The sequence below is a fragment of the Undibacterium sp. Di26W genome (genome assembly GCF_049340265.1).
Taxonomy (GTDB): Bacteria; Pseudomonadota; Gammaproteobacteria; order Burkholderiales; family Burkholderiaceae_D; genus Undibacterium.
Genome location: NZ_JBMPOR010000005.1, coordinates 25,182 through 47,079, shown reverse-complemented (window position 1 = coordinate 47,079; position 21,898 = coordinate 25,182). Strand labels below are relative to the sequence as shown.

Annotated in this window: 22 protein-coding genes; 3 read left to right on the top strand and 19 right to left on the bottom strand. The window is 51.7% G+C overall.

What is annotated here, in order from left to right; all coding sequences use genetic code 11:
• Window positions 1-11 precede the first annotated feature (11 nt).
• From fliP to fliF, 11 genes are all read right to left on the bottom strand, one after another.
• On the bottom strand, window positions 12-779 hold the full coding sequence (fliP, locus tag ACO0LM_RS08040) for a flagellar type III secretion system pore protein FliP (protein WP_423035943.1): 768 nt from the start codon (window positions 777-779) through the stop codon (window positions 12-14).
• A gap of 10 nt (window positions 780-789) precedes the next feature.
• Window positions 790-1,230 carry a flagellar biosynthetic protein FliO gene (gene fliO, locus ACO0LM_RS08035; protein ID WP_423035941.1) on the bottom strand — a complete coding sequence of 147 codons (441 nt, stop codon included), beginning with the start codon at window positions 1,228-1,230 and terminating at the stop codon, window positions 790-792.
• A complete protein-coding gene (gene fliN / locus ACO0LM_RS08030) occupies window positions 1,227-1,649 on the bottom strand; it encodes a flagellar motor switch protein FliN (protein WP_423035939.1) in 423 nt (140 codons plus the stop codon). Before fliN ends, fliO begins: the two co-directional genes overlap by 4 nt.
• Entirely contained in the window at window positions 1,642-2,643 is a 1,002-nt protein-coding gene (gene fliM, locus ACO0LM_RS08025; RefSeq protein WP_423035937.1) for a flagellar motor switch protein FliM, read from the bottom strand. Before fliM ends, fliN begins: the two co-directional genes overlap by 8 nt.
• 3 nt (window positions 2,644-2,646) lie before the next feature.
• Window positions 2,647-3,156 carry a flagellar basal body-associated protein FliL gene (gene fliL, locus ACO0LM_RS08020; RefSeq protein WP_423035935.1) on the bottom strand — a complete coding sequence of 170 codons (510 nt, stop codon included), beginning with the start codon at window positions 3,154-3,156 and terminating at the stop codon, window positions 2,647-2,649.
• 418 nt (window positions 3,157-3,574) lie between these two features.
• Window positions 3,575-5,161 carry a flagellar hook-length control protein FliK gene (locus ACO0LM_RS08015; RefSeq protein WP_423035933.1) on the bottom strand — a complete coding sequence of 529 codons (1,587 nt, stop codon included), beginning with the start codon at window positions 5,159-5,161 and terminating at the stop codon, window positions 3,575-3,577.
• A 24-nt stretch (window positions 5,162-5,185) separates the two neighbouring features.
• Entirely contained in the window at window positions 5,186-5,626 is a 441-nt protein-coding gene (fliJ, locus tag ACO0LM_RS08010; protein ID WP_423035931.1) for a flagellar export protein FliJ, read from the bottom strand.
• 32 nt (window positions 5,627-5,658) lie between these two features.
• Window positions 5,659-7,047: a flagellar protein export ATPase FliI gene (fliI, locus tag ACO0LM_RS08005; RefSeq protein WP_423035929.1), complete on the bottom strand. Its 1,389-nt coding sequence runs from the start codon at window positions 7,045-7,047 to the stop codon at window positions 5,659-5,661.
• 13 nt (window positions 7,048-7,060) lie between these two features.
• Window positions 7,061-7,741: a flagellar assembly protein FliH gene (locus tag ACO0LM_RS08000; RefSeq protein WP_422981144.1), complete on the bottom strand. Its 681-nt coding sequence runs from the start codon at window positions 7,739-7,741 to the stop codon at window positions 7,061-7,063.
• A complete protein-coding gene (gene fliG, locus ACO0LM_RS07995) occupies window positions 7,734-8,729 on the bottom strand; it encodes a flagellar motor switch protein FliG (RefSeq protein WP_422981146.1) in 996 nt (331 codons plus the stop codon). Before fliG ends, ACO0LM_RS08000 begins: the two co-directional genes overlap by 8 nt.
• Entirely contained in the window at window positions 8,722-10,416 is a 1,695-nt protein-coding gene (fliF, locus tag ACO0LM_RS07990) for a flagellar basal-body MS-ring/collar protein FliF (RefSeq protein ID WP_423035927.1), read from the bottom strand. The genes fliG and fliF overlap by 8 nt, the downstream gene beginning before the upstream one ends.
• A 204-nt stretch (window positions 10,417-10,620) precedes the next feature.
• On the opposite strand from fliF, the gene fliE reads away from it, so the two are divergent.
• Window positions 10,621-10,971 carry a flagellar hook-basal body complex protein FliE gene (fliE, locus tag ACO0LM_RS07985; RefSeq protein WP_422981150.1) on the top strand — a complete coding sequence of 117 codons (351 nt, stop codon included), beginning with the start codon at window positions 10,621-10,623 and terminating at the stop codon, window positions 10,969-10,971.
• A gap of 128 nt (window positions 10,972-11,099) precedes the next feature.
• Here fliE and ACO0LM_RS07980 read toward each other — a convergent pair whose 3' ends face one another.
• From ACO0LM_RS07980 to ACO0LM_RS07945, 8 genes are all read right to left on the bottom strand, one after another.
• Window positions 11,100-11,861, bottom strand: a complete 762-nt coding sequence (locus ACO0LM_RS07980; RefSeq protein ID WP_423035925.1) for a flagellar brake protein — start codon at window positions 11,859-11,861, stop codon at window positions 11,100-11,102.
• 31 nt (window positions 11,862-11,892) lie between these two features.
• Entirely contained in the window at window positions 11,893-12,201 is a 309-nt protein-coding gene (locus ACO0LM_RS07975; RefSeq protein ID WP_422981154.1) for an EscU/YscU/HrcU family type III secretion system export apparatus switch protein, read from the bottom strand.
• Window positions 12,194-13,522 (bottom strand): flagellar hook-length control protein FliK, encoded by a 1,329-nt coding sequence (locus tag ACO0LM_RS07970; protein ID WP_423035923.1) that lies wholly within the window; start codon window positions 13,520-13,522, stop codon window positions 12,194-12,196. The genes ACO0LM_RS07975 and ACO0LM_RS07970 overlap by 8 nt, the downstream gene beginning before the upstream one ends.
• Before the next feature lie 5 nt (window positions 13,523-13,527).
• Window positions 13,528-13,863 carry a flagellar protein FliT gene (locus ACO0LM_RS07965; protein ID WP_423035921.1) on the bottom strand — a complete coding sequence of 112 codons (336 nt, stop codon included), beginning with the start codon at window positions 13,861-13,863 and terminating at the stop codon, window positions 13,528-13,530.
• A 6-nt stretch (window positions 13,864-13,869) separates the two neighbouring features.
• Window positions 13,870-14,340, bottom strand: coding sequence for a flagellar export chaperone FliS (gene fliS / locus ACO0LM_RS07960; RefSeq protein WP_423035919.1), 471 nt, complete (start codon window positions 14,338-14,340; stop codon window positions 13,870-13,872).
• Between the two features lie 43 nt (window positions 14,341-14,383).
• Window positions 14,384-16,396, bottom strand: a complete 2,013-nt coding sequence (fliD, locus tag ACO0LM_RS07955; RefSeq protein ID WP_423035917.1) for a flagellar filament capping protein FliD — start codon at window positions 16,394-16,396, stop codon at window positions 14,384-14,386.
• A 117-nt stretch (window positions 16,397-16,513) separates the two neighbouring features.
• Complete coding sequence (locus tag ACO0LM_RS07950) at window positions 16,514-16,897, bottom strand: flagellar protein FlaG (RefSeq protein WP_423035915.1); 384 nt, start codon at window positions 16,895-16,897, stop codon at window positions 16,514-16,516.
• 100 nt (window positions 16,898-16,997) lie between these two features.
• Entirely contained in the window at window positions 16,998-18,485 is a 1,488-nt protein-coding gene (locus ACO0LM_RS07945; protein ID WP_423035913.1) for a flagellin, read from the bottom strand.
• 441 nt (window positions 18,486-18,926) lie between these two features.
• Between ACO0LM_RS07945 and ACO0LM_RS07940 the strand changes: the two genes are divergently transcribed.
• Both ACO0LM_RS07940 and rfbF read left to right on the top strand, forming a co-directional pair.
• On the top strand, window positions 18,927-21,131 hold the full coding sequence (locus ACO0LM_RS07940) for a tetratricopeptide repeat protein (protein ID WP_423035911.1): 2,205 nt from the start codon (window positions 18,927-18,929) through the stop codon (window positions 21,129-21,131).
• Window positions 21,128-21,898, top strand: coding sequence for a glucose-1-phosphate cytidylyltransferase (gene rfbF, locus ACO0LM_RS07935; RefSeq protein ID WP_422981170.1), 771 nt, complete (start codon window positions 21,128-21,130; stop codon window positions 21,896-21,898). Before ACO0LM_RS07940 ends, rfbF begins: the two co-directional genes overlap by 4 nt.

Below are 21,898 nucleotides of genomic sequence, written 5' to 3'. Positions count from 1 at the left end.
TTAATAAAGCCTTAATAAAAACTTTGTGCGAGTGAGCCTATCAATAATTGCCAGCCATCCACCAGGACAAACAGCATCAACTTGAAGGGCAGGGACACAATCGCGGGCGATACCATCATCATACCCATGGACATGAGCACACTGGCAACCACCATATCGATGATCAGGAAGGGGATGAAAATGGCAAAGCTGATTTGAAAGGCAGTTTTCAATTCACTGGTGATGAAGGCGGGTATCAGGATGCGCAGCGGCACATCTTCAGGCCCCTGCAATTGTGGGGTATTCGATAATTTGACGTACAGCGCCAGATCCGATTGCCTGGTCTGTTTCATCATGAATTGCTTGAGCGGTGTGACACCTTTGTCCATCGCCACTTGCATGGTGATTTTGTTTTCAGTGAATGGCAGATAGGCTTCAGCATAGATTTTGTCAAACACCGGCCCCATGACAAACAGGGTCAAAAACAGTGACAGCCCGACCATTACCTGGTTCGGTGGCGCTGACTGCGTACCCAGGGCCTGTCTCAACAAGGACAGTACGATGATGATGCGGGTGAAACTCGTCATCATCAGCAATGCTGCCGGGATAAAGCTGAGCGCCGTCAGGAACAGCAGGGTTTGAATACTCAGCGAATAATTCTGCCCGCCGCCGGCAGCAGGGCTTGTCGTAATGGCTGGCAAGCCACCCGCCGTTTGTGAAAAAGCCAGTTCAGGCAATAGCAGGCCACTCAGGAAAATGGCAAGCCAGACCAGTGGCAGGGAAGATCGCAAAGTTTTCATGCAGATGTAATTACTTGTTTTCAGATCGTTCGGTAGAACGTTTATCCAGCGTTCGTTTCAACCATGCAGAAAAGGGATCATTGGTCTGTGCCTGTGCAGCCTGCAGTAACAACTCTTCCTGTTTTGGCATGCTGCCCAGATTATTTATATTGTTGGCTGTGACACCGAGGATCAACCATTGATCGGCAACTTCCACCACCATCACGCGTTCACGGTTACCTACGTTGATACCACCGATGATCTTGACCTGGATTTTGTTACCACCCTGTATCGGGCCCAGGCGTTTCATGACCCATGCAGCAGCGACCACCAGTGCCAGTACCAGCAGCAAGGCCATGATAATCTGCAGCAGCCCACCACTGGGTGAAACAGCAGGTGTGTCTGCGGCCAGCACATTGCCCGACCAGGCTGCCGTTGCCAGCACAGCATAAATACGTGGGAAATACGTCATTTGTTCAATTTGCGTATGCGCTCGGCAGGCGTGACTATATCGGTCAGGCGTATACCAAACTTGTCATTCACGACCACCACCTCACCCTGGGCAATCAGGCAGCCATTGACCAGCACGTCCATCGGTTCACCTGCCAGACCATCGAGTTCCACCACCGAACCCTGTGCCAGTTGCAGCAGGTTCTTGATGGCGATTTTGGTCCTGCCCAATTCCACGGTCAGTTGTACCGGGATATCCAGAATGAAGTCGATGTCATTATGGGTTTCCGGTGCCTGGCTTTTACCGCTGAATTCCTTGAAAATGGCAGCACTGGGCTGCGGCTCACTTTTTTCTGCTGCTGCAGCTTCCGCTTTTTCCTGCTCTGCAATTGCCGCACCCCAATCATCTTCACTGATTGGTGAATCGCCGTTATCATCCATGGTTCTCTCCTTGTGCTACTTCCTGTACGCTGGAACTGATCAGTTTCTCAACGCGTAAAGCATACTGTCCGTTAAATACGCCATATTTGCACTCCATCACCGGGGTGCCATCTACTTTGGCTGAAATGATTTCGGGAATGGATAGGGGAATCACATCACCTTCTTTCATGTTTAAAATGTCACCCAGGGTGACACGGGTGGTACCCAGGTCGGCGACGATTTCTACTTCGGCAATCTGTATCTGCTGCGTCATCAGGCGCACCCAGCGCTTATCCACTTCCAGCGTTTCACCCTGCAGGCTACTGGTCAGGATGTCGCGGATAGGTTCTATGGTGGAATAGGGCATGCACATATGCATCTCGCCACTGACCGGCCCCAGTTCTATCGTGAAGGTGGTGGACACCACCACTTCATTCGGGGTGGCGATATTGGCGAACTGGGTGTTCATTTCTGAACGTATGTATTCAAACTCGATGGGATAGACCGGCTCCCATGATTTGGAATAGGTTTCAAAAATGATTTCCAGTATGCGGTGGATGATACGCTGCTCGGTCTGGGTGAAGTCACGACCTTCCACACGCGTGTGGAAGCGGCCATCGCCACCAAACAGATTATCCACCAGCAAAAACACCAGGCCAGGATCGAGCACGATCAGCGAGGTGCCGCGCAAAGGCTTCATGTGAACCAGGTTCAGATTGGTCGGCACCACCAGGTTACGGATGAATTCACTGTATTTGGAAACCCTGACGGTACCTACCGATACTTCTGCACTGCGACGCAGGAAGTTAAACAAACCGATGCGCAGCAGGCGGGCAAAACGTTCGTTGATAATTTCCAGTGTCGGCATGCGGCCGCGGACGATACGCTCTTGCGTGGCAAGATTGTAGGGCCGGACACCGGAGGTATCCTCCAGTGACTGCGAATCGTCCTGATCTCCCGTGACACCCTTTAAAAGGGCATCAACTTCTTCCTGGGAGAGAAAATTATCTGACATAGTTTATTGAACGACGAAAGAAGTAAAGAATACGCCACTCACTTTTTGCGGCTCCCCTTTGGCTACAAACGGCAGGCTGACTTTTTCAATGACTTCATTGACCAGTTTTTCCTTGCCTTCACCGGACAAAATCTCTGTTGCATCCTTGCTTGACAGCAGTAACAGCAGACGGCTGCGTACTTGTGGCATGTTGGCCTTGATCAGGTTGACCTGTTCTTCATCCTGTACCTGCAGTGTCATGCTGATTTGCAGGTATTTATCGCCACCATCCGATTGCAGGTTGACGGTGAATGGTTCCAGCGCCAGGAATACAGGTGCTTTTGCAGGTTCTGCCTTGTGTTCTTTTTCTTTGTTGGTCGCACCTTTTTTAGACAGCAAAATAGCCGCTCCACCACCAACTGCCACCAATAGAAAAACGGCGACGGCGATCATGATAAGGAGTTTCTTTTTAGATTTGCCCGCTGGTGGGGCATCACTTGTTTCAGTCGCTGCTTTTGCTGGTGCTTTCGCCATGGTTTTCCTCTCGATGGGCACTTATTGCCATGATTTATAGGTATTATCGTTGATAAGAGGCTTTTAATATCCAAGAAAAAGAAGGTGTATTTCAGCTTAGCTCTGTCATTTGCGTGATGAAAACAAGGGCATGCATATATTCACTGTCAGCTACCTTCAGCTATTGCCAACTACCGTTAGCTTCATGGATTTAGCCTTTGGCAATCATTCTACATGCATGTAGGTGTTTTTTTCCAGACACGCGCTAGCGAAACACGGGGAGATCGTGAATTTAGCTGATATTCAATAGATGCTTGCTGGAACCGGGTGCCAGTTCCCTCAGCGTTCTGGATATGCAGGGCCAGCCGATTTGCAAGCCAGGGAAGGTCTCAAGCCTTGCCTGACCGGAAGTGAGATGGTGTCCCGGTTTTTACCGTGATCAGGCAAAGGTATCGACCACGCCATTGCTTACCCGGACTTTAGCCTGGGTGCTGCCGGTTGCGGCTACCGTTGTATTGTCGCCAAGATCGCTGCTCTGACGTGACGTGCCTGTACTCCGGGTCTGTTGCTCAGCAAAGTTTTGCCCCTGACCGGCAGCCTGTGAATTGACTGAAAAACCTGTCAGTTGTACGCCGGCATCGCTCAGCATCTGGCGCAATCTGGGCATGGCTGCTTCCAGTGCTTCCCTGACTTCTGGCTGGGCAGCAGTAAAGCTGGCATTGGCCTGATCATTGCTGAGTTTCAGTACGACTTGCAGAGGACCAAGATCGGGCGGGTTCAGCGTCAATTCGGCAGACTGCATGGCTTCACCAACCATCCAGACCACTTTCTGGCCAACCGCCTTATCCCAGCCGGGATTGCCGACGCGTGGGCTGATATGGTCGATTGCCATGGCATTTGCCGCATTGGCTTGCGCATTGCTGACGGCCTGAGTGGCAATGGGTACAGGGGCGATGACCTGCGGTGTTTCCTTGCTGCTTTCAGCAGGCTTGATGTCGGCTAGCTTGTCTGCAATCGTATCGCGGGCTTGTGCAACATCGCTGGCGAAAGTTTTGATTGTGTCGGCAGCGGTAGCCGCGGTGGCATTGGCAGCCTTGTCTGAGGCTTTGCTACCCAGTGCCAGATCGCTGGTAGTCACTTCCGTTTTACCTGCATCTGCCAGTGCTGGGCTATCAGGTTTGGCGGCGGCATCTTTCGGTGCCGGGGCCAGCACTGGAGCGGCGGTCAGTACCGCATCACTGCTTGCCAGTTTAGTGTCCAGGCCCGTATTGGTCCCTGTCTTGTCTGTGGCCTTGCTTCCTGCTTTTTCTGTTGCCTTGCCAGCAATTAACTGCGCGGCGATGGCATTGAAATCAGCTGCCGTCGCTGCAGTTTCGCTGGCTGCCTGATCCGTGCCACCAGCCTTGGCACCGTTAGCGGCCAACAGCTTGTCGGCTGTTTCGGCAGACTTGCTGTCGCCAGCCAGGGCAGCCATATCGGCCAAGCTATTGCCGGCAGTGAGTGCGCCAGCATCCACACCAGCCAAGGCGTCAGTGGCCTTGGTATCGGCGGATGCAGCGCTGGCCTTGCTGGTATCGGTGACTACTGGCGCCGGGGCAAGATTGCCTACCAGTGCCAGAATCTGGGCGCTGAGATCTTCTGCAGGCGCTGTGTTGTTTTCATCTTCCTTGCTGAGCTTACTGTTGTCATCGGTGCCATCAGCTGGTGAACTGTTTTTTACCGGCGTGCCGGGGGCATTGTCGGCAGTATTTTGTTTGTTGGCATTGCTATTGTTGTTAACCTTGTTGCCGGAATTGCTGGCAGCGGCGTTGGTATTGGTATTGGCATTGGTATTATTTGGCTTGGGTGCAGCGGCAGGCTTGCTCACATTGCGGTTGGCGTCGCTGTCCGGTTTTTTGACGTTGGAAATTTCTTGGTTCAACAGTTGATTGAAATTGTTTCCGGCGTCACTGGACGTGGTGGTCTTGGCAGATTTAGCGTTTCCAGCCTGTTTGTCCAGGGAAGTCAGTAAGGTTGTCGCTTGCATGTGGAGTACCTGTTAAATTTTTGACTAACGCTTATAAAAAAGGGCGCGGGCAGCCATTTCATCGGTTTGCTTCTGGTCGCGCTTGGCTTCTTTTTTTTGCATCAGGTTATGGGCCCGATTTTGCAATGTGTTATAGGAAAGACGCTTTTTTTCTGTCGATTGCCATTCTGTTTTTGCCATGATGATGCGGTGTTGCGCATCCATGACCACCTGCTTTTGTCCTTCAATGGCAGCATCCAGCTTACCCAGGAAGGACAGGAAATTCGTGTATTGCGCGGCACTTAAACCTTTTGTTGCCCCATCCTGCAGTCTTTGCGCATAGTCATCCCGGTATTGCTGCAACAAACTGAGCTTTTTCTCCGTATCTTCATGAGCGCGTATTGCCTTTCCCAGAAGTTTGGCGGCGTCGTCAACTTCTTTTTCTGCAATTTCGATCAGTGTGGTGATGGGAGATTTTAGTGCCATGGTGATTCAAGTATAGTAGGTATCGGAGGTTTCTATCCGTTGAATAGGGCCTGAAGTGCCCCCAAGCTCTCCGGTATGGTGCTTTTTTCGGTAATATCTTGTTGCAAGAATGAAATTATTTTGGGGTGCAACCTGATTGCTTCATCCAGCAAAGGATCGGAGCCAGGCGAATACGCACCGACGCTGATCAGATCCCTGGCGCGTTCATAGCGCGAATACAATTGCTTGAGTTTTCTCGATAGCTGCTGATGTTCTGGCGAGGTAATGCTGTGCATGGCCCGGCTGATCGATTGTTCTATGTCAATAGCGGGGTAATGGCCGCTTTCTGCCAGGGTACGGTTCAATACGATATGGCCATCCAGGATCGCCCGGGCGGCATCGGCAATCGGATCTTGCTGATCGTCACCCTCGGTCAGGACCGTGTAGAAAGCGGTAATGGAACCGCCGCCGCTTTTACCATTGCCAGCACGTTCCACCAGGATAGGCAGCTTGGCAAAGACGGATGGCGGGTAACCCTTGGTTGCTGGCGGTTCGCCGATGGCGAGCGCGATTTCCCTTTGGGCCATGGCATACCTGGTCAGGGAATCCATGATCAGCAGTACGCTGCGTCCCTGGTCCCTGAAATATTCGGCGATGGTGGTGGCATAGGCCGCACCTTGCAGGCGCATCAGGGGCGGCGCATCCGCCGGGGCGGCCACGACCACGGAACGGGCCAGACCTTCCGGTCCCAGAATTTGTTCTATGAATTCCTTGACCTCACGACCCCGCTCACCAATCAGGCCAACCACGATGATGTCGGCAGATGTATAGCGCGCCATCATGCCCAGCAACACGCTTTTACCGACACCAGAACCGGCGAACAGACCCAGACGCTGCCCGCGGCCGACGCTGAGCATGCTGTTGATGGCCCTGACGCCCACATCCAGGGTATCGACGATGGGAGCGCGTTCCAGCGGGTTGTAAATGCGCGCACCCAGCGGTGCAGATTCATGCGTGCCCAGCGGCCCCAGTGTATCCAGTGGACGACCATTACCATCCAGAACACGACCCAGTAATTCATAGCCTACCGGTAAATGCCTGCTCCTGTCGCTGGGGCGGCGGCGTGGATGATTGACTACTTCATGGGCTTCCGGTTCCGCCGGAAACACGGGGGCACCAGGGGTGACGCCGTCAAGATCGCTGTGCGGCATCAGAAACAGGCGTTCACCTTCGAACCCGACCACTTCAGCATCGATTTTGGCACCGCTCTGTAAATGGATGGAACAGGCACTGCCTACCGGCAGCCTGAGGCCAACTGCTTCCATCACCAGGCCGGTGACGCGGGTGACGCGCCCCGACAGCGAGGTCGTGTTGACACGCGATAGCTGCTCACGGCTGTTGTGTAGCCTGGCTTTCCAATCGCTGATATATGCCTCTTGCATGATGCCTGCTTACCTACACTGCGTTCACAAAGTTGTGTTGCATGCTATCCATGAGTTTTTGCCAGCGTGTCGCATAACTGGCGTCTAGCAGGTTGTGCTGGGTTTCCAGCTTGCAGCCACCACGTTCCATATGCGGGTCGGCGACGATACGCCAGCCGTTTTCAGCCAGCGACTCACCCAGATGGTTTTTGACGATGACGGCATCATCCGGATGCAACAAGACCTGCGCCGGTTGTTGCACCGTGCTTATCTGGTTAATCGCATCTTCAACGATGGGCAGGATGAGTTCGGGTTCAGTATCGTATTTGGTTTTTAGCATGGCTTTAGCCAGATCAATCGCCAGCTCCAGCACTTCATTGCTCATTTGTCCGGAGGCCGCCTGCAATTGTTGCGAAAACCCCTGCGCCATCTGCTGCAGGGATTGAATTTCACCTTGCACCTGTTCCATGGTTTCGGCATAGGCGGTTTCCTGGCCATCTTTCAGGCCACGTTCATAGGCTTCCTTGTAGCCCGCCGCGAAACCTTCCTGGCGGGCAGTCTCACGCAGTTTGTCGGCTTCTATGCGGCCGACGGCGGCGGCTTGGGCGGTCGCCACTTTGATCTCTTCGACCTGGGCCGGGCGGTTATCGCCAAACGAGGTCATTTCCCAGCGTTGAAAGGCGGTCAGATCACCGCTACGCACCGGGTTAGACATAAGCGTCTTCGCCTTTCGCGCCTAACATGATCTGACCTTCGTCGGCCAGGCGACGGACGATCAGCAAGATCTGTTTCTGCTGTGTTTCCACTTCTGACAGACGTACCGGTCCCTTGGATTCCAGATCTTCGCGCATCATTTCAGCTGCACGCTGTGACATGTTCTTGAATATTTTTTCGCGCATGTCCTGATTCGCACCTTTCAAGGCCACGATCAGTGAATCGGACTGGACTTCCCGCAGCAGCAATTGTATGCCCTTGTCGTCAATCTCGAGAATATTATCAAAGACAAACATTTCATCCATGATCTTCTCGGCCATGTCGCCGTCATATTTCCTGAGATTGTCCATGACGGAGGCTTCGTTTTCGCCGCTCATGAAGTTCAGGATTTCAGCCGCTGCACGCACACCGCCTATGGATTTTTTCTTCAGGCTTTCATTGCCGGTCAACAGTTTGGTCAGTACGTCATTCAGTTCACGCAGGGCAGTAGGCTGGATACCATCCAGAGTGGCGATACGCAACACGATATCATTGCGCAAACGTTCGGTGAACTGGTTCAGGATTTCACAGGCCTGGTCACTTTCCAGATGAACCAGGATGGTGGCAATAATCTGTGGATGCTCGTTCTTGATCAGTTCGGCCACTGAAGGTGAATCCATCCACTTCAGGCTTTCTATGCCGCTGGCATCCTTACCGCCCAGGATGCGGTTCAGGAGAGAGGCTGCCTTGTCGTCACCCAGGGCCTTGGTCAGCACATTACGGATATATTCATCCGAATCCAGTCCGACCGAAGAACTGAGGTCGGCCGCGGACTTGAAGTCATCCAGGACTTTGGCGATGGCTTCATGCGGGATAGGGCCGATCGCAGCCATGGCGGCACCGATCTTTTGCACCTCACGCGGGCCAAGATATTTCATGACCTCGGCCGCACCGTCCTCACCCAGCGCCAGCATCAGGGTGGCTGCTTTTTGAATTCCGTCTTCACTCATTGCTGACCCATGCCTTTACAACGTTTGCGACTATCCTTGGATCTTCTTTTGCCAAGGCTTTTGCCATTTCCAGGTTCATTTCATAGCTGGAACCATGGCGCGTATTCTGCTGCTCTGCTTCTCTGGAAAGATTGACGATGGCGGCTTCTTCTTCCTCTCGCTCTTCTTCCAGGGCTTTTTGTTTTTCCGCTTCCAGCGCTTCCAGTGTTTCCTTGTCCTTGCCCATCATTTTATACAACATGGGTTTGAGGTAACCGAAAAACAGGTAAGCCAAGGCAATAAACGCCAGGATATATTTCCCGATTTCTTTTGCCATCTGGATGACATCTGGCTGTTTCCACAGCGGTAATTCCACTATAGGTTCTTTTTCGGGGCTGGCAAATGGACTATTGACCACATTCAGTGTATCACCACGATCTTTGTTGAAGCCCATGGCTTCTCTGGCCAGATCAGTGATTTGTGTTTTTTCTATGTCAGTCAAAGGCCGGGTTGAGGTTTTCCCTGCCTTATCGGTTTCTGTCCTGTAATTAACCACGATGGCGACCGAGAGCCGCTTGACGCCACCCATGGGTTGCTGGGTGTATTTGATGGTCTTGTCCACCTCGAAGTTGGTGGTCGAGTCTTTTTGCATCAAGCCGCTGTTTGCGGCAGCACCAGCCTGACCGACAGCCGCTGCGCTGGCAACGATGGGCGCAGTTGCGGGCACCGGTGGTTGATTGCTCAATGCACCAGGGATGCCGGAAGGATTGGCGGATTTATTGTAAGACTCGCTGGTTTGCTGGCTGCGTATGGTTGAGGCTTCCGGTGGCGAGTTGGGGCGATAGCTTTCGGCCGCCTGTTCAGTCCTGGAAAAGTCGATATCCGCCGTCGCTTCGGCCCTGACATTGCTGGGGCCTACGATGGGTGAAATGATGGATTCTATGCGTTTGACGATGTTTTGTTGATATTCCTGTACATACTTCAATTGCGAAGGGTCAAGATTATTATTCGCCATCTGTTTGCTGGGGTCGGACAGCAAGTTGCCATTCTGGTCAACGATCGTGACGCTCTTGGCAGACAGTTCTGGTACGCTGCTGGCGACCAGGTGGACGATGGCACTGACCTGTTGCTGATCCAGCACGCGGCTGGGGTAGAGGTTCAGCAATACCGAAGCCGTGGGTTTTTGCTGATCACGGATGAATACGGATGATTTGGGAATGGCCAGATGCACGCGCGCCGTCTGCACTGCAGAAACAGCCTGTATGGAACGTGCCAGTTCGCCTTCCAATGCACGTTGAAAATTGACTTGTTCCAGGAATTGCGAAATGCCCAGTTTTTGGTTTTCCATCAACTCGAAACCGACATTGCCCCCCTTGGGCAAGCCCTGTGCCGCCAGTTTAAGGCGCGCATCATGGACCTGGTTGGCCGGCACCAGGATGGCATTGCCGCCATCTGAATATTTGTAGGGCACATTCAATTGCTGCAGCGATGCGACGATGGCACCGCCATCCCTGTCATTGAAGTTGGAAAACAGGACCTTGTAGTCGGGCTGCTGGCTCCACAGCCATACGCCTACCATGATGGCCAGTGTAATGGCGGCACCTACCGCCAGGAATACATTGCGAATGGCTGGTGTTTGCTGCAATCCGAAGATATTCGGCAGAGCAGGGCCTGGTGGGGCAAGTACGGTATTTTCTGCGGTTGCCATAAATTACCTTGTGCCAATAATTGTGTCGATGAGTTGCATGCTTGCACTTCCGGAGCTGAGTTTTTTCCTTGATACCAATTTTCCACTGAATTAGCAAAATCAAAGGCAGGAAAAACACTGGTTTTCCAGCTCTTTTCCAGCTTCGCCTTTATTTTCAAAGTGTTAATGTAGCAGTCATAGAAGTCCGAAAAAAAAGGTGATGTGATGAAAATGGGCGGAATTGACGCAAGTCGCATAGAAGCCATGGTGGCACAGTTGAAGGCAACTGCGGCAAAAATGGAAGCCGGCGCAGGTTTAGGGGTCAATCAGGCGGAAAATCTCAGTCCTGGCAAGCTCGACTTTGCGGATGCGCTAAAAGCCTCGCTGGACAGCGTGAATCAGGCGCAGATGAGCTCGCAACAACTGGGCGAAAAGTTTGCCATGGGTGACGACAAGGTCAGCTTGTCGGATGTCATGATTTCCATGCAAAAAGCGAATATTTCTTTCCAGACCACGGTGCAGGTCAGAAACAAGCTGGTGTCTGCCTATCATGACATCATGAATATGCAGATTTAAGTCTGCTTTAAATCTGATGGTGTTTGTTTATTGATGGAGCCATGCAAAAAAAGAAAGGGGCAAATTGCCCCTGGTCTTTCTGCTGATGGTATTTTGCTGCCTACGTATTTTACTACTTACCTATTTTACTATCGTATGCCAGTCATTTTGGCATTGCGCTCACGTTCCAGTTTCATGATGTAACGCTGAACACTGGCCAGTACATTGTTGGACATGTTGATGAACTGGCAGCCCAGACGGCGATTGGTTTTGCCATTCAATAATATAAGGTCCTGGGAATTTCTGACTTGCAGTACCACGTCCACTAAGCCTATGGTGGGTAGATCAAGTTTGCAATGTTCATAGATAACGCCTATGGTGCTATCCATGGCTTTCTTTTCATCCAGCAGGGCAATGCCGCCGCAACTGATGTCGACCAGTGACAGTTTCAGGGTTTCCTGGCGGGTATCGACCTTTACCGGCACCATGGCGCGTATCGGTGTCGACAGTGGGGTGTTGATACGATAATACTCCCGCCTTTGCAGGCGTACCATCGTAGCCGGAATGGTAAACTGCAAGGCCGGGCGGTCTTCAAATGAGATCAGCTCCACATTGTCGGAAGAAAACTGTATGCTGATCTTGTCCAGCAAGCCTTCAAAAGACACCCGTGGTGCGTCGATAATGCGCTGATTTGCCAGATGGCCTGGTGCACTGTCAATAATGATTAAGTTGCTGGTGTCGTCAACGTCCAGGATGGATGTGATAAATACTTCGGAACCGCTATTGATCAGCATGCTGATCAATTGTTTGCTTTCCCTTAAACCACGCAACAAGCCGACGATCTCCCTCTTGGAGTCGACCTGGAAGGGGCTCTGATTTTCTGTACCTAGGCTCGGAGGTGAGGATGGCATATTTTTATAATCACATTCAGTAAATGGGCAATCAAACCGGTTTTTGCCCTGATGTCTCCGAAATTGCTTCTGAATTTCCTTTATCAATATGGTAAAGCCAAGCGAGAAGTTCTGCAACTGCGCGATACAAAGCTGGTGGAATATCTCGGTCCAGATCGACTTTCATCAATAATGAGACCAGTTCCTTGGATTGGTGCACGTGCACACCATGCTCCTTGGCGCGGGCAATGATTTCTTCTGCGATCAACCCTTTTCCCTTGGCAACCACACGTGGTGCCGCATCGCCATTCTGATAGGCGAGGGCGACAGCGTTTTGAATCTGCGGTTTGGGGTCATTCATTTTGATTGACAACGAAAGACATCAATGGCGAACCGGCCATCTGCAATGCAGAGGCAAGCTCGTTCGCATGGCTTTTTAATGCTGTTACCGTGTCACTTTGTGCGGCGCGCAAGGATAAACCGACGCTGTTCGACTGCAAGTTGATGGTTGCAGTTACTTTCCCCAGGTTGGGGAGATCGAAGCTGACGACTGATTGCCAACTGCTATCTTCGCTGTCTATCTGATTGTGTCGCGCTTGTTCGCTTTCTTTCCTGATTTCCCAATCGATTTTCTGACCGGGGAAAAGCTCTCCTTGCCATCGTACAACATTTTGCTCCAAAACATTGAGCTGCTGATGAATAATTTGCCCCATTTCCTTGTTGACGGGCGTCGCATTGCCGGTCTGCAGACTGTCGGCTGCTCTAGATGTACCGAGTTGTGACTGTGGCTCATTGCGGATGTCGGTGATATCACGTTTGCCTTGCGCCCATTCCGCGACATGCGATTCATAAAACAGGCCGCTGGCACTGATTTGATTTTGCAGTTTGGCGGCAGTCCTGATGCCGTCTTTCAATTCTGCAGGACTGGCAAGAATGGGTACTTCACTGCTGATGCTGGTTTTCGTGCCGGTCTGGCGTCCGGTTTGCAAAATCTGGTCTATCAATTTGCCGGTATTGCTTAATGAGGTGGGCGCACTGCTCAGATGATCGGGAGTGGTGTCGACAGCATTGGTGTTGCCTATGGCTCCGGTTATTTTTGATGTTGCCAACTGCTGTAGCGCTGGTGTCAGCGCCTTGTCCAGCAAAGCATTGCCGGTTTGTGGCGTACTTTTGTTGCCGGACAGAGTGACCACTGCCGAGGCATCTGTTTCGGACGGGGCTTCAGTAATGGTGGCATTGGTGTTGTTGCCGGTAGCAGGCAAAGGTGTTGCCTTGCCTGCTTCTGCTGGCTGTGGCGCAACATAATTCTGTAAAGTGGGAGACAGGCCGGGCTTGCCCGGGGTGGGTGTCAATAATTGCGGCAGGTTGCCGGACAGGTGGGCGTCGGTATCGCTTTCCAGTAAAAAGGTAGGGCGTGGTTCAGTGCCAATCAGGCGCAAGGGGATTTGGTCCCCGGTCTTGCTACCTTCGGGTAACAACATTTTTGCTGTTATACCCGCTACCCTGACGGTAAAACTGCCATCCATCAGTTTCGACAGGACTTCACCCTTCAGTAGCTGGCCCGTGACCAGTTGTGCCAGCCTTGGGGTGATGTCCTGTTTGGTTTCGGTAATCGCGGCCGTGGCGGCCGGTGCCTCGATATTGGCTACGGGTTTGGTGAGTATATCGAGCCGCGCAGGCATATGCGTCAGGCGCTATTGCCAGCGCCGTAAGTCCTGGAGAGTTTCTGGCTGGTGCTGGAACTCTTCATCATGTCCGATAACTGCGCCATCCAGGGTTCGGTAATATCGCGAATTTCCTTATCGTCTGCCAGTATCTGCTTGATGATGCGGATTTTTTTGTCACGCATATCGGCTGGTAGATCAGAAGGGATTTCATTTTCACGCAACAACTGGACACGGCTTGAACAATCGCTTTCCAGTCGTCCCAAGAGTTCCCAGTCGCGCGAACGGGCGGCTTCTAGCATATTGCCCGTAATCGTTGCAACATTTTCGTACAATGTAATCAGTTCCAGACTATTCATCTTGATTCAAGCCTCAACAAAGTTGGCAGGACGAGGAGACAGTGGGTCAACGTTCATTTTTGGCGCTTCCATGACGGCTTCACTGGCAGGTGCAATTGCTTCCCACGAGGCTTTCAGATCCTTTAACAGATTTCTGACTTCGTTGAGCATGCCGTCATTGTTTTCCAGATTCGCCTTAATCAAGCGGGCGGTCATGTATTCATACAAGGCGTCGAGGTTGTCGGCTATTTCACCACCCGCTTTTTTATCGAGACTGGCGCGCAGGCCATTTTCGATAATGGCAATTGCTTTGGAAATCGACTGGCCTTTCGAGGCTATTTCTCCATTGCTTAAGTGCTGTGAAGCATTGGAGATCGCCACGATTGCGCCTTCAAAAAGCATCACGATCAATTTATGGGGGCTGGCAGCAACGACGCCAGTCTCTATGCCGACCTTGGCATAGGCATTTGCACCACGTACTTGAGATGAGCCAAACATAGCGGTTAATCCTCTCTGATATTTTCTATTCTACTAACTACTTTTACTTCGTACTGGACGTCAATGCTGCCAGTTGCTGTGTCAGGAATGAACTTGTATTGTTCAGGCTGCTCACTATCGTATCCAGGGCTGTGAATTGCGCGCGATAACGTGCTTCTGTGTCAAACAGGCGACTGTTCATAATGTCGCGTTGCTTGCCGATATCCTTGATGCTGCGATTGATACCATCAGTTGCGCTGGAAATTGAACCAGAGGTGCCGACCACCGTGGAAAGCAGGGAAGTTATCTGGGACGCATAACCCCTGGAGAAATTGACCGTACCGCGTGCGCCGAGTGCGCCACCGCTGATCAGTATTTTCAAGCCTTCTGCATCGGAGCCGGTGGCACCCGTCAGGTATTGCCCTGAGCCGGCAGCAGTAATGCCATTCAGTTTGCCCGCAACATCCACCCCTGCAGTACCGTTAAGAACAGTACCTGTCAGACTGGCCGCACCAGTGCCAGTGCCATCCGCCAGGGTGACATTGGATGCGCTGCCATAGTTGGTTGATTGCAATTGCAGGAAACCACTGCCATCAATCGTGGCAGTGACGGTGGAGCCATTGTCTTTGAAGGTGGAATTGCCATTAATCGATGTTTGCAACAGCGTCGCCAGCGACGATGCGGTGTATGAACCTGCTGCCAGTGCGACGGCAGCGGTTTTCCCATTCAGCGTGACATTGATGGTGGTACTGGCTGCAATGGTCGTGTTGCCCGTAGTCAGATCCAGATCACCCTTCAAGCCGCCCTGGGTGGCAATTGCGGTTACTTGCAGGCCATAGGCACCTTGCTTGGTTGCCGTAGTCGAACTGCTATACCCGACCAGACTGTCCGTAGCTTTACCGACGGAAGCAAACAGGCCGCTTATTTCTGAATAATTGGTGCTCAGGGCCGTTTGCAATTTAGACGAGTCAATTGAAAGCGTGCCGTCTTTTTGAAAGCTGATACCTATGCTGGACAGGGTGGTAATGTTCCCGCCCAGACCATTGACGGCTGCACTTAATGTCGACCTGACCTGGCTTTGCACGTTCCTGGCGGTAGAGTCACCGATCAGGATGCCGCCTTTCTGGGTACTGGCATCATAACCAGTCAGAGATTTTAATGTTGCCTGGAAATCATTGAAACCTTTTACAAAGCCATTGATGGCCGACTGGATGCCGCTGGTATTGGCGTTCAGTGACAAACTGGTGGTGCCGACTTTGCTCAGATTCAGTGTGGTGCCCTGTATTGCACCGGTTACTGCATTCGACGCGCTGGAAATGGCAATGCCGTTGACCGTTAGTGCGGCGTTTTGTGCTGTTGTTGTTTCTGTCAGGTTCTGAGTGCCGGCCGGATCATAATTGACCAGGCTTTGTATGGCGGCATCGCCAGTGGCTGTGATTTTCAGGCTGGATGTCGCACCAGTCTTGGCTGAAGTGAGAACCAGATGGAAAGGGGTGGCACTACCGTCGCCAACAATGGCTGCAGTTGCGCCCACATTCGCGGCATTGATGGCATCGCGTATGCCCTGTAGTGAATTATTGGCACCATCTATCGTGACTGTGCCTATCGACTGTGTCGCATCCTGGGTGAAGGTGGAGCCTGTATACACACCATTTGCCAAAGCGCCACCGGTAATCGTGCCAAACTCGAAGTTGATGGTGGTGCTGGTGCCACTGCCTATGCTGGCCGTAGAGCTGACCTGGCCTGCGCTGGAAATGGTTTGTGCCTGTGCCAGTTTGGTCACATTGACGTTATAGCTGCCCTGGGTGGAAACACTGGTGGTGGTGGCTGACAGGATGGTGCTGTCGCCGGCAGATGCACTAAGTGACTGAAAGGTGCCCAGATTGCTGAGGCCGGTCACATTCGACTGAAAAACACTGAGTGCGCTGTTCAGCGTGCCATAAGCAGACAGCTTAGCCTGAAAACTGGCTTCTTTTTTTGCCAATGTGGTCAGGGGCTGGCTCTCGACCGTCATTAACTTTGAAATCAGACCGTTGACGTCCAGATTGGCGCCTAAGCCTGTTGATTGTATACCCACGTTGTTCCCCCTTGTCAGACCGTACTGTACTAAATTATCGGCTAAGGCAAACTAGACTTTAGAGGGGAATTTACGTGCCAATTTAAAATTTAGGTGTAAGACTGACTAAATAAATGATTAAGCTTGCTGTTTGATTAAGAGACCTTGCAGTTTATCTAGCGAACGCGATATTTCAAGGGCTTCTTCGGAAGGAATCTGACGCAATACCTCTTTAGTTTGCTGGTCAATTACCTTTACGACTACTTTATTACTATGTTCCTCTACACTGAATTCTAGAGACTGTGACAGAGATTGGATAGTTTTATTGATATCGTCGACTGCCTTGATCACTTTATCGATGCTTGGCGGTGACGATGCAGATGATGTCGCTTTGACGGCATCGATGGTTTGCGTTGAAGCAGCCGCCGACTTGTATACCGATGCACTGGCGTCAGTTCCTGCTGGTCTGTCCGTGATCAGTTGTCCAGATTGAGAAGTGTTCCCTATCGATCGGATGTCCATGATCTTTTCCTTCAAGAAAAATACCCCTGGTCAAAATGTTGACCAGGGGGACATGCTTTATGCTTTAAGTATAGACCTAATTTACATAAGCCTACTGCTATTAGCCACGCAACAGGGCCAGAACACCGTTTGGCAAACCGTTAGCCTGAGCCAAAATCGCTGTACCAGCTTGTTGCAAGACCTGACCGCGTGTCAGCGACGCTGTTTCCTGGGCGAAGTCTGCATCACGGATACGGCTGCGGGATGCTGTCAAGTTTTCAGAGTTAGTCTGCAAGCTTTCAATCGCGGAAGAGAAGCGGTTTTGATACGCACCCAGAGAAGCGCGGGAGCTATTGATCGATTGCAACGCCGCATCAATGGTCGTCAACGCGGCGGTGGCCCCGGCAGCGGTACCCAGATTCAGTGAAGAGACACCCGCACCGACCGTGACCGAAGCAGAAGTGAAACCACCAGTCAGGTTGGCAGCTGTCAGACCAGTACCGGTACCGTTTGCCAGAGTGATACCGGCAGAGCTGGAAGAAGTCAGGGACAGTGTCGAAGTGCTGACGTCAGTTGCGCCAGTTGCCGATACAGTAATACCTGTATTGGCAGCAGCAGCAGCAGCGTTGGTGCTGGCTGTAACGGTGATGTTACGGCCATCAGCAGCAGCCAGTGCAACTGCACCAGTTGTTGTGTTGAATGTAGCAGTAACGCCTGTTTGTGTGCTGACCGCATTCACAGCAGCTGCTACCTGTGCACCACGTTGTGCGCCGGAAGTCGAAGCATTCAAGGCACCCAGATTCACGCCGTTAATAGTGATGTCGCCGGAGGCAATCGCTGTTGCGGATGTGCTGGCTGTACCGGCAATGGTTGTCGAACCTACAGTTGCGGTTACGCCTGTGCTGCCGCTGATCGCATTGATTGCTGCTGCTTTTGAAATACCGCTGCCTGTGGAGTTGGAGAAAGATACGCCGTCAGCTGCAGATGCGCCAACCTGGAAGCCGTTGATGGACAGGTCACCGGCAGCAAGGGCTGTCGTGGTAACTGCACCGGCACCGGCTACTGTCGTAGCGTAGCTGGAAGATGCACCAACACCCAGGGCGCTAGATTTTGCGCTGGTGATGGAAGCGATACTGATTTGATCGTTTGCTGTACCGTTGGCGCCAACTTGGAAAGTTTGTGCAGAGAAGCTACCGTCGAGCAGGTTCACGCCGTTGAAGTTGGTGCTGCTGGCAACGCGGTTAATTTCAGAAATCAGCTGACTTGCTTCGTTGTTCAGAGCGGCACGATCAGAAACACTGTTGGAGCCGTTGGCAGATTGTACGGCCAGATCACGAATACGTTGCAAGTTGGAACCGATCTGTTGTAACGCGCCCTCAGCGGTTTGCGCCAGAGAGATACCGTCGTTCGCATTACGTGCAGCTTGGTTCAAGCCGCCGATTTGGGAAGACAGACGTTCGGAAATTGCCAGACCAGCAGCATCATCTTTCGCGCTATTAATACGCAGACCGGAAGACAGACGTTGCAGGGAAGTGTTCAGCGCAGATTGCGATGTAGTCAAGTTGCGTTGTGCATTCAGCGATGCAATATTGGTATTAATAACAGCCATGGTAATTCTCCCTAAGTTATTCAAATTGGCGTAGTAGCCTGAAACTTTGGTCTTTCGTGCTGACTATTGGACCGCCGTTGTAAAGGGTATCGGTAGAGACTAAAAAAGTTTTAGCGTGTTTCTGAAAATAAATGTTATTTTTTTCGCTCAAGTTTTAAAGATGTTTCCGCTTGTCGGCGCTTTTTTTAAATACTTTAGGGCTAAATTTGATTTAGTTTTAGGGTCTTATTTAACATATGGAAACGAAATCATTAGCTATACAATAAGCCTGAGCTGGGTAGTTTCTGGTATTTTCCTGTTTAAAATGGCAGTGCGCAGGCAATGCTGTCTTTATTGCAACACAAAAATGCGGGGAAATGGGCAGAAATGCAAAATCAGCTTAGTTGATCAACTAAGCGGCTTATTTGTTTAATAATAATTACACCTTATCAGGGCGCAGGCATGAGCAAATCCAGTTTTGATGCACGAAAGGCAATGCGCGAAGTGAATAAGCACTTTGATGCAGGTGCTTTGCCCGAGGCCAAACAGGTTTGCCTGAATATCATCAGGCATTTCCCCCGTCATCCGGATGCGCTGTATGCCCTGGCCAGGATATGCGGTGACCTGAATCAGTGCGACGAAGGCGTCCAGTACCTGAAACTGGCATTCGACGTGATGCCACATTTTCCGGATAACAGGAAAATCGCTTTCGGTATCTTTAATAAATACCTGCTCAGTAAACAATATGCGCAACTGGAAGAGGTCAGTTTGTGGCTGTCCAAATACCTGCCGCGTGACGGCATAGTCTGGGATTACCTGGGTGTGGCCCGCATCGAGCAGGCTAAATTTCCCGAGGCACTCACAGTATTGACCAAGGCGCTGGAGCTGTTGCCCACCAATCCGCACGTCCTGGTGAATATGGGTAATGTCCTGATTTCCCTGGAACGCTGTGCCGACGCCATCGTCTATCTGGAAAAAGCCCTGGCGATACAGCCGACCATGGTGGTGGGCCTGAACAATCTGGGTAATGCCATGCGCTTTATCGGCAGGACCGAAGAAGCCATAGAAAATATATCCAAGGCCATACAGCTCGACCCAAGCCTGCCTTACCTGTTTAATAATCTGGGACTGGCCTACCGTGAACATGGCATGTACAGCTTCGCCATTTTGCAATACCGGCATGCCCTGGAGCTGCAACCGGAGCTGTTGCAGGTCTATCCTAACCTGATTGATGCCTTGCGCCAGAATGGCCAGGTACAGGAATCGATAGAATGCGGCCAGCATGCATTGACACTGACCCAGGACATTCCTGAAATCTGGGCAGCCTATGGTGACACCCTGCGTGAAGCCAACCACCTGGATGCAGCCATCGAAGCCTATATCAAGGCCTTGTCATTCAGGGAAGACGGACAGTCTTCTTTCAATCGCAAGATCTACACCAATTTATTGTTTTGCCTGAATTACCACCCGGACCTGACGCCAGAGGTGATTTATAACGCCTACCATGAATTTGACTTGCGTTTTGCCGCACCGCTGAAAGCCCAGTGGAAGAAGTTTGAGAATGCGCGCATCCCTGGCAAGCGCCTGAAGGTGGGTTATGTGACCCAGGCTTTCTATAATCATGTGTGTAAATATTTCTTGTTACCACTGCTGGAAGGGCATGACAAGGAACAGGTGGAGGTCTACGCCTATGCCAATCCCCCATTTGAAGACGATGTCACTGCCTATTATAAAAAGCAGATCGACCATTGGGTGCCAACGCGTGACATGACCGATGATGTGCTGGCTGACAGAATACGGGCGGACGGTATCGATATCCTGGTCGACGTTGCCGGGCATACCAATGGTAACCGCCTGCCGGTATTTGCCCGCAAGCCCGCGCCAGTGTCCCTGCATTGGCTGGAATATGGCTATACCACCGGTCTGAGTGCTATTGATTATTACCTGACCGACAAACCGACCATCACCGACAATTGCGCGCATCTGTTTGCCGAAAAAGTCTGGTGCCTGGATGGGCCTGCTTATGTATACAGGCCGGATACCAGAAGGGCAGAACTGGGCCCACCACCATTTGAATCAACCGGGGTGGTTACCTTTGGCAGCCTGTCGCGTTCGACACGTATCAACCATAGGGTGGTGCGGGTGTGGGCAACCATACTTGATGCCATGCCAAATTCACAACTGATCATCAATAGCGGCGATTTCAAGGACCCCCAGGTGCAGGATGAAATGGCATCGCGCTTCATGCGCTACGGCATAGACCGCTCAAGGCTGCTGATCGGCTTCAGTACACCTTCGTGGGAAGTGCTCAAGCATATTGATATTGGTCTGGATTGTTTCCCGCATAATTCCGGGACGACTTTGCTGGAATCTCTGTATATGGGGATTCCCTTCATCTCCCTGACGGACCGGCCATCGGTAGGGCGTATCGGTGCCAGTATCCTGACAGCGGCAGGGCATGAAGAGTGGATTGCCAATACGGAAGACGAATACGCCCAGAAAGCAATCATCCTGGGGCATGATCTTGACACCTTGCGCCATCTGCGTGGCAGTTTGCGTACAGAAATGGAACAATCGCTACTGATGGATGAACCGGCATTTGCCCGTTCAGTAGAAAAAGCCTATCGTCAGATGTGGAATATCTATTGTGAAGGACCCGAGCAATGAAAGCAGTTATCCTGGCCGGCGGTTTGGGAACACGCATTTCCGAAGAGACCCATCTCAAGCCCAAACCCATGATAGAAATTGGTGGCCACCCGATACTCTGGCACATCATGAAATCCTATTCGGCCCACGGCGTGAATGAGTTCGTCATTTGCTGCGGCTACAAGGGTTACCTGATCAAGGAATATTTTGCCAATTATTTTTTGCACATGTCGGATGTCACTTTCAATATGCAAAACAATAGTATGGAAGTGCATGAGCATCATGCCGAACCCTGGAAGGTGACGCTGGTGGATACCGGTGAAGACACCATGACCGGCGGCAGGCTCAAACGGGTTGCCCGTTATCTGCAAAATGAAGAGGCTTTTTGCTTTACCTATGGCGACGGGGTGGCGGATCTGGATATTGCTGCTTCCATCGCCTTTCACAAGGCGCATGGCAAACTGGCTACCGTAACCGCGGTCTTGCCCCCGGGGCGCTATGGTGCGCTGGAGCGTGAAGGTGACCTGGTTGCCGGTTTTACCGAAAAACCGCGCGGTGACGGTGGTTGGATCAATGGTGGCTATTTTGTCCTGTCTCCCAAAGTACTGGATTTGATCGATGGCGACCCCATCAGTTGGGAATCCGAGCCTTTAAACGGGCTGGCGGCGCGGCAGGAATTGATGGCCTTTGAGCATTCCGGGTTCTGGCAACCCATGGATACTCTGCGTGAGAAAAATCTGCTGGAAGATTTGTGGCAGTCAGGAAATGCCCCGTGGCGGGTGTGGTAA